Source organism: Endozoicomonas sp. ONNA2, from assembly GCF_024606365.1.
In the GTDB taxonomy this organism is placed as follows: domain Bacteria; phylum Pseudomonadota; class Gammaproteobacteria; order Pseudomonadales; family Endozoicomonadaceae; genus Endozoicomonas.
Genome location: NZ_JAHHPO010000085.1, coordinates 1 through 8,256 on the forward strand (window position 1 = coordinate 1; position 8,256 = coordinate 8,256).

5 protein-coding genes are annotated in these 8,256 nt (G+C 49.9%); 4 read left to right on the forward strand and 1 reads right to left on the reverse strand.

Translation table 11 applies throughout. From position 1 onward, the window contains the following. Positions 1-164 precede the first annotated feature (164 nt). Complete coding sequence (locus KDK14_RS01530) at positions 165-1,511, forward strand: hypothetical protein (protein ID WP_257263252.1); 1,347 nt, start codon at positions 165-167, stop codon at positions 1,509-1,511. 542 nt (positions 1,512-2,053) lie between these two features. On the opposite strand, the gene KDK14_RS01535 is transcribed toward KDK14_RS01530, so the two are convergent. Then, positions 2,054-2,824, reverse strand: coding sequence for a hypothetical protein (locus KDK14_RS01535; RefSeq protein ID WP_257263253.1), 771 nt, complete (start codon positions 2,822-2,824; stop codon positions 2,054-2,056). Between the two features lie 1,214 nt (positions 2,825-4,038). On the opposite strand from KDK14_RS01535, the gene KDK14_RS01540 reads away from it, so the two are divergent. The 3 genes from KDK14_RS01540 (at position 4,039) to gltX (ending at position 8,018) form a co-directional block, all read left to right on the forward strand. After that, positions 4,039-5,031, forward strand: a complete 993-nt coding sequence (locus tag KDK14_RS01540; protein ID WP_257263254.1) for a TDT family transporter — start codon at positions 4,039-4,041, stop codon at positions 5,029-5,031. 120 nt (positions 5,032-5,151) lie between these two features. Continuing rightward, a complete protein-coding gene (locus KDK14_RS01545; protein ID WP_257263255.1) occupies positions 5,152-6,423 on the forward strand; it encodes a sodium:proton antiporter in 1,272 nt (423 codons plus the stop codon). A 116-nt stretch (positions 6,424-6,539) separates the two neighbouring features. Beyond that, entirely contained in the window at positions 6,540-8,018 is a 1,479-nt protein-coding gene (gene gltX / locus KDK14_RS01550) for a glutamate--tRNA ligase (RefSeq protein WP_257263256.1), read from the forward strand. Positions 8,019-8,256 lie beyond the last annotated feature (238 nt).

Consider the following 8,256-nt stretch of genomic DNA (forward strand, 5'->3'; position numbering starts at 1 on the left):
TTCTTAAATAAACTTTCTCTGTATCATGACGTACGATCAGTGGTAATCAGGAAATTTTTTGCCCATTGCCCATTGCCCATTGCCCATTGCCAATAACTCAAACGGTTCCTTTCTTTGCCTGAGCCTTGTCTACCTTTTCCCTTATTTTTTTCGAGGAAATAACTTTGATATCTCAACCTTCCGTTCAGACAACAGGCGCACCCAGTGCCTCTGCCTCCGTACCGGTTCAGCAGAAATGGGGCGTATGGGCAGGGGTGAAGGTCGCTTTGCGTGATGGTTTTATCCCATTTTTGCAGTCGTGGCATCCTGGTTATGAGCCTCTCGGGTGGCAGTCGTCGGCGCAACCGGATGGAGGTTTGGCCTTCTCCATTGGCAGCCCCGATGGGCCGGAGAGCGGCTTTTTCCAGGGAGTTGCGCTGGGAGCGCGACTGGTGTCGTCTTATGCTGAGTTGCCAGCGGAGATCAGCTCAATGCTGGAGGGCGTTGTCACTTTTTCTTCAGCGACCCGGCTCCGGGATCTTTTTGGCGGTTTTGGTGCGACTAAAGATACGGCGCCAGGGCAGGGCCGGGTAGACAGCCCGGTGTATGGCTCCGCAACAAACGACAAAGGCAGGAGAAAAAAGAAACCGCAGCAAACACCACAACCGACCAGCCTACCGGCCACCGCCTCCGTCGGCCTTGGCCAGCTACCGAAAGCCGCCGTGGTACTGGGGGTCCTGTCGGGCCTGACCGCTGGGGCTAATGCATTCCCATCCGGCAGTAAAGAAGGGTGGAAGCCGGTGCCGGATGCCAAAACCTTGGGCAAGTTTGGCCGTGATGCCAGGAGCGCAGGCTACTCTGCAGGCGTGGCCGGGGAACCGAGGACAGCACCGGCCACGCCAGCACCGGTACCGACGGTAGCGAACACCGCCATGAACTTTACCAGTCTGCCGGGGACGGCTCTGCCCACCCGGGCGGCAACACCGGCGGCTAGTACTGGTGGAATAGTCGGTATTATTGTCTTGGGGTCTACTTTGGCCATTGTGCTGGCAGGGGTGCGCATCTACTATCTTCATTATCACCGCAGGTCATCCCCCGCTGTTGCGGGTGGCCTGATGGAATTGGAGACCATCAATACTGCGGGTCAGGCACAGGAGGAGGTTTATCAACCGATGATAGAAGCCGTTAAGAGAGAGTCAGAGCTTGCCGGTGAAAGACACTCCAGGATAGCTCCTTCAAAGCCGCCCAGACCGACAAAATCGGCACTACCGAAAAAACCGGCATTACTGGAAAAGTCGGAACTACCGAGAAGGTCGGCACAACCGAAAAAACCGCCACTACCAGAAAGAACGACACAACCGGAAAAAACGGCAATACCAAAAAGGTCGGCACAACCGGAAAAACCGGCACTATTGGAAAAACCGCCTTTACGGCCAAGGAATCCGTTCTTTCAGAAACCCGGGGAACAGGTGATGCCCCGGCATGAAAACAAATATGAAGATGTTGGTGTATACGAAGATGTTGGCAATTGACATCCTCCCCCAGTCAGGTCGCGGTCTGGGAGGCTGTCTGAGAATAAACCACCTTGCGCGACAAATGCTCCTGCGTTGCTCTAGTGCAGCCAATCGCTAATACCCATACAGCCGTCATCCCCGCGAAGGTCAAACCACACTCCTGACCGTCACTTTTCACCGCACATTCCCGGCTTGGAAACCGTCACAAAAAGCATGAAAGCCTTGAACCACAAAGACACAAAGACACAAAGGAAAAGAAAAGCTCTTCTTTGACGGAAAAGAAAAGCTCTTCTTTGACGTGAAAAACATTTCGCTCAACCATTTTTCATCCCTGAGGGTGGCGCAAAAAAAAAAATTTCACGCGCCATGGGCATTTGTGTTCTTTGTGACTTTGTGATTTCCCTTCTTTTCAGTGCCTTTTGCGACAACCTCAAAGGCGAGGACCCATCGCACGGGGTGGATTACCAGCCATTCAGAAGCAGCGACAGCATCCTTAATGCCAAGGCCGTTTTTGGATGCTGAAGAGAGGCCGGACCATCGGTGTCAGCGAGACCTTTGGGTTAAAAACTTATGTTGACATCTGTACCCTTGTCAAGATAGGTTTTGACCTCTATGTAACGAGGCTGAATCTCTGCATTGTTGAGTTCGCCTAACCAGAATGTCCAGGTTTTGGTTTTCTCCTCGCCAGCATCTTTGGCCTGGACTGCCCTGAGACCAAAATAGAGTTGCTCACTCTCATCTCCTGCATCTGCACCGGTCAAAATATAAGAAGCCCCCACCAGATCGTCGGGCATTGTTTCATGTGACAATGGGAGATCTTTCAGGCATTTATTCTCTTTCTTACCCAGTTCATTTAGATAAATTTCTTGCTGATCAGACGTTCTGTTCTGCAGACCGCTCTTTGGATAGGCTATGTAAAGGGTCATTATTTCAGGATCACATTTAGCCAGATTCCTGACGGTGACAGTTCTGTCAATAATGGTTTTTTCCCGTGCAATGTCACCTTGCATTTGCGTTGACATGGCTTCAGGGGGGGCTGTATTTTCGGGAGAAACCAGTGGGGTAGCCGGAGTTTTTGTATGGATTACCGCCACAACCTCTTCCAAGGATCTGTTGATAATTAATTCATGAATTGCCTGTTCAATAATGGTTTGCATACCGACGCCAACGGGGCGTAATTTATTGTCATCGCCGGTCAGTTCAAATGTTTTGACAATAGAAAACCTGCCAAAGCAGCGTGATATCCGCTGCTTTATCTCCTTAGTTGAATTATATGCCTCAAGATGGCGACTAATGCTGGTTTGCAAGCTTTCGTTAAGGGTAGGTGTCACTTTGTTAAACCTCTCATCGTGAGTACAGCCAGTCAAGACAACAACAAGGAGGTTTAGTATCAATGCTTTTATGGCATTAGAAAATTCCATTATTTACGGTCACGCAGGCTGATTTTTTTTGAATTTCAGTGATAAAGGTAGAACAGGTTTTGGATAATTCAACCTGTGGCTGTTGATTTGGTAATTTTCTGGTTACTTAAGTGCAATAAGAACTGCAATAAGAAGTGCTTCATAGCAATTCAATAGAGTTTTTTCAAGGCATTATCAAAGAATCACACGGTTCAATCTGCGACTGCTGAGGCAATGGTTAATTTCAAACTTAAGTTCAGATTCTGCAAGGGGCTTTGCAAAGGACAAATGCCATATCCAGTTTTTTAATTGGTTATCAAGCGTTAAGCAGCTAATGTTTGATTCTCAGGATTTAAAAGGTTGGTGTTATGAGATCGAATTTCATCGATCCCTGACATTAAAGTTCACGTCGATCAGAGGTAATTATGCAAAATGTCAATTCTGGAGTCACTCAAACGCCATCCGCAAGTTATGCTCCCCCATCGGGTGCAGGTGATTCATCACCCGCCGCTGCCCGAATCGGCGATGTGCTTCCGACACCTGGCCTGAATTCACGACCATGCCCGCCAGAGCATGCAAATGGCATTGAATCGATAACAAATAGAAATGTGGAATCAGCAAGGGGGCCTCAGTGTGCTGAAATCGACGGAGCTAGTCGAGACATTGCCAGCACTGATGCTGCGAGTACCCCATCGGTAAGTTCAGAAAGAGCCATGATAAGTGCCATGAGGAAGGAAATGATACAGTCATATGCCAGACATCTGCTGACTAAGCATGCACGCTTGAGTGCGGTGTCAACTTCTGGCAACACCAGGGGCCAACTCAAGCTCAAGATAACGGCTGATCACGATTGCAGCCAGGAAGAAAGGCAGCAGTTGCAGAACTTCGTGGTAAATTATTTGAAGGATAATGTTCCGCAGAGGTTGCTCAATGAGTTTACACTCGTTTTAGAATACGGCGGGCCTGTAGAATTCTTATAGGCTGTCTCATAGGCATTGTCCTGAAATAACTTCCTCATTTCTACAGACGCTGCCCGCAAAAGCACAAGTGGTTCCATCTTTTCGGGAAGCGGGTAGCGTTTGATTTCTCTTCTTTTTTTTTGGGTTATACCATCATTCCAACTATTATCTGGAGAGTGAGTGCAAGTGGCCGTTGTTATTCAGTCAGAAGATGACTTGCCTATGAGTAAAACAGCTTTGAGTGTCCGTCTCAGAAAAGTGCCAACGCCGCTGGGCGGTCTGGCGCTGGGTATTGCCAGCCTGGGTGCTGTCTGGGCTTTGGTGCTGCCGGCCCTGGCTGATTGGTTCAAGTTGTCCTCGGCACTGGTGGCCAGCCTGATGGTGTTGGCCATTATTCTGAAATTTCTGAACAATCCCGGTTTGTTTTGGGCGGATCTGGCGGACCCTGTGGTGAGCAGTGTGCTGCCAACTTGTGCCATGGCCAGTATGGTTATTGCGCAATCGTTGTTGCCGGTGGCGCCTGATTTTGCCAGAGGACTCTGGTTGCTGGCGGTTGTTGCTCATCTGCTTTTGTTTGTGGGTTTTACTGTTCACCGATTTATTGATTTCCATTTACACCAAATGGTTCCAAGCTGGTTTGTTCCCCCTGTTGGCATTATTGTAGCGGCAGTCACCAGCCCCGGTATGGGGCATGGGGGGCTGGTCTTTACGCTGTTTATTTTTGGCCTGTGCTGCTACTTAATCAAGCTGCCAGTCATGTTGTACCGTTTGATTTTCAGAGAGAAAATTCCTGATGCCGCGCTGCCTACCTTTGCCATTATGGCGGCACCGGCAAGCCTTTCTCTGGCGGGTTACCTGTCCATTACTGACCAGCCAAATTACTTATTGGTTGCAGTCCTGCTGCCATTGGCTATTTTTATGACGAGCCTTGTCTACGTTGGCTTTGCCCGTTTACTGCGCCTGCCGTTTTCACCCGGATATGCTGCCTTCACATTTCCAATGGTGATTGGGGCTACTGCGTTGTTTAAGCTGGCAGAAACACTTCATCAACAGGGCCATCAAAACATTTGTGATGTCATTAATAATCTGGCCGGTTTTGAACTTTTGGTGGCGACGGTGATCGTACTTTATGTTGCCCTCCGCTATCTCTGGTATTACTTTTCTCCTCGTCATTCCTGAAGTGTGTCGAGACATGGACTGACCGGTCACTATAGCCATGGGTAAATAGAACTCATGGCCCAAAATGCCGAGCTTGTGAGCGCTCTTCATTTCGGCATTTATTTATAAACGGAACAGGAAATGTCGGTAACACATTCTGGCGCTGGTCTCGCCATCCCTATGCTGATCTTCTTCGGCCTTTTTTTATTGGCTTCTATTTCAGCAATCTTTCTTAAAAAATTGCGTTTCCCCTACACTATCGGGCTGGTTGTGATCGGTATGGCCCTGGGAATAGCCGCTGAATATTCTGAATTACTGGCACCTGTTCTCCGTCTCTCCCTGACTCATGATCTGATCATGTATGTTTTGCTGCCTGTGCTGATTTTTGAAGCGGCCATCAACATTAAGTTTACCGCCCTTGTGAGAGAACTGGTGCCTGTGTTGATGTTGGCAATTCCCGGCGTGGTTTTGTCTACCCTGGTTGTCGGTGTGATCCTGGGTGAGTTGACGCCTCTCACGCTGGCCAGTGCGCTCCTGTTTGGTGCACTGATTTCGGCGACGGATCCCGTTGCCGTTATTGCGCTGTTTAAAGAGGTTAAAGCGCCTGAACGGATCTCTCTGTTGATGGATGCCGAGAGTTTGTTTAACGATGCAACCGCCATTGTTATGTTTGGCATTGTGCTCTCGATTATCCAATCGGGAACAGGGCTGTCTGGCAGCACTGGCTTTGCTGCCTTTATCGAGTTCTTCAGGGTCTTCTTTGGCGGGATTTTTGTGGGTACGGCCATGGGATCAGCCATGCTGGTTTTGCTCAGGTTGTCCCGGGGAATGCCTTATGTGCATATTGCACTGACAACTATCCTGGCTTTCACCAGTTTTATTATTGCGGATCATGTCTTTGAAACGTCTGGTGTCATGTCAGTTATCGCTGCCGGGATTATCACCCGCAGCTATGGTCGTCGGGCCATGGCAGACTTTATGACCTTGCGTCACCTGGATCCTTACTGGGAGTTTATGGCATTTGTAGCCAATAGTTTTATTTTCCTTCTGTTAGGGTTAAGCGAGGACTTCCTGCTGCGTAATATCGAGCGGCTCAGTACGTTTTATCCCTCGTTAATTATTGCCATTATGGTCGTTCTTCTGGCGCGCTGCCTGGTGGTATACCTGTTGCTGCCCGTCAGTAATTTGATCCCACTGAGTGGTAAAGTGGACAGCAATTCCATGAAGGTGATGTTCTGGGGTGGGTTGAGAGGGGTTGTGCCCGTTGCCCTGATGCTATCGATCCCGGACTCCATGTCGGAAAAGCGAATGATTATAGAAATGACGCTTGCCGTTATTCTTTTCTCACTGTTGATTCAGGGAACGACCATTGGCTGGTTGATTTCCCGTCTGGGGATAAAAAGGGCAGCCTGATGGCACCGGGTTCGATCAATATTTGGGTGCTGTCGGGTCTCAGCCTTATAATTCCTGTTTTGGTATTCTGTCAGTCTGCGGCCATTGGGCGCAGACGTCATTGAGAAAGCACTTCCATGACTGTACGCACCCGTATTGCACCATCCCCTACCGGCGATCCCCATGTTGGTACCGCTTATATTGCCCTGTTTAATCTGGCGTTTGCCAGGAGTCAGGGCGGCCAGTTTCTGCTTCGTATAGAAGATACCGACCAAACCAGAAGTACGCCTGAATCCGAACAACAGATTCTCGACTCCCTGCGCTGGCTTGGATTGAATTGGGATGAGGGCCCTGATGTTGGTGGTCCCCACGGCCCCTATCGGCAAAGTGAGCGGCGGGAAATCTACGCTGACCATGCTCATATACTGCTGGATAAAGGGCATGCTTTCCGTTGCTTCTGCACATCAGAGCGTCTGGACGCCCTGCGTGCAGAGCAAATGGCGAACAAGCAGACACCCGGATACGATGGTCACTGTCTGCATCTTTCTGAAGACGAGGTTCAGGCCAGGCTGAAGGTGGGTGAGCCTTGCGTTGTTCGAATGAAAGTGCCTGACAGTGGCGTCTGCACAGTGGCGGATATGCTCCGTGGCACCATCGAGATTGACTGGTCCCAAGTGGATATGCAGGTTCTGGTGAAAGCCGATGGCATGCCAACCTATCACCTGGCCAATGTGGTTGATGATCACCTGATGGCAATTACGCATGTTATTCGTGGCGAGGAGTGGATTAACTCGGCGCCCAAGCATCAGTTGTTGTATGAATACTTTGGCTGGCCCATGCCGGTACTCTGCCATATGCCGTTGTTGAGAAACCCTGACAAGAGCAAGTTGTCCAAGCGCAAGAACCCAACCTGTATTACATACTATCGTGATATGGGGTATTTGCCAGAAGCGCTGTTGAACTACCTGGGGCGTATGGGCTGGTCCATGCCAGATGAGCGGGAGAAGTTCAGCCTGGAAGAGATGCTGGCGGATTTTGACCTCAACAGGGTTTCTCTGGGCGGCCCGATTTTTGACCAGGACAAGCTCTCCTGGTTGAATGCCAGCTGGATCCGCGAAAACCTGACCACGGCGCAATTTGCCGATCGCTTGCATCACTGGTTACTGAACCGTGACTACCTGATGAAGTTTCTGCCCATGGCGCAGGAGCGTGTTGAGCGTCTCACTGATTTTGCCCCCATTGCTGCCTTTATGTTCTCCGGTATGTTGAATCTGTCGCCTGAAGATTTTGCCCATAAAAAGCTGGAAGCGGGTGATGTCAAGAAGGTGCTGCAGTTCACACTCTGGAAGCTTGAACACCTGCGCCAGTGGCAGCGTGATCAGATTTTCTCGGAAATTAAAGGGCTTGCCAAAGCGATGGACATTAAGCTGGGTGATTTTAACCATCCTGTGTTTGTTGCTATTGCTGGTACGCCAAACTCCTGGTCTGTCATGGAGTCTATGGAAATCCTGGGTCCGGATATGACACGAGCACGCCTGCGTCATGCTGTTGAGGTATTGGGGGGCGTCTCCAAAAAAGAAGCAAAACGTCTGGAAAAAGAGTTTGCAGCGCTTTGACCCGGCTTGGCCGGTTGTCTTTCGGCCTTTCCTGCATATGTATATAACTGCGCTGTTATTCGGGCATAATTTTTATCAATTTTCGCGCAATACTCCACCCATAGCACGGCGAGCCCGGGTGGAGATGGGTGGGGCCGCCCAGGTGGGGCCGCCCAGGTGGGGCCGCCCAGGTGGGGGCATCTGCTTAGGAATTGTCTGTAAATAACTTCCACATATTCAGATGCTCCACCGCAATCAT

Excerpts from the sequence above, each read along its gene's own strand:
- KDK14_RS01545 (WP_257263255.1), top strand. The coding sequence starts at position 5,152 with ATGTCGGTAACACATTCTGGCGCTGGTCTCGCCATCCCTATGCTGATC.
- gltX (WP_257263256.1), top strand. The coding sequence starts at position 6,540 with ATGACTGTACGCACCCGTATTGCACCATCCCCTACCGGCGATCCCCAT.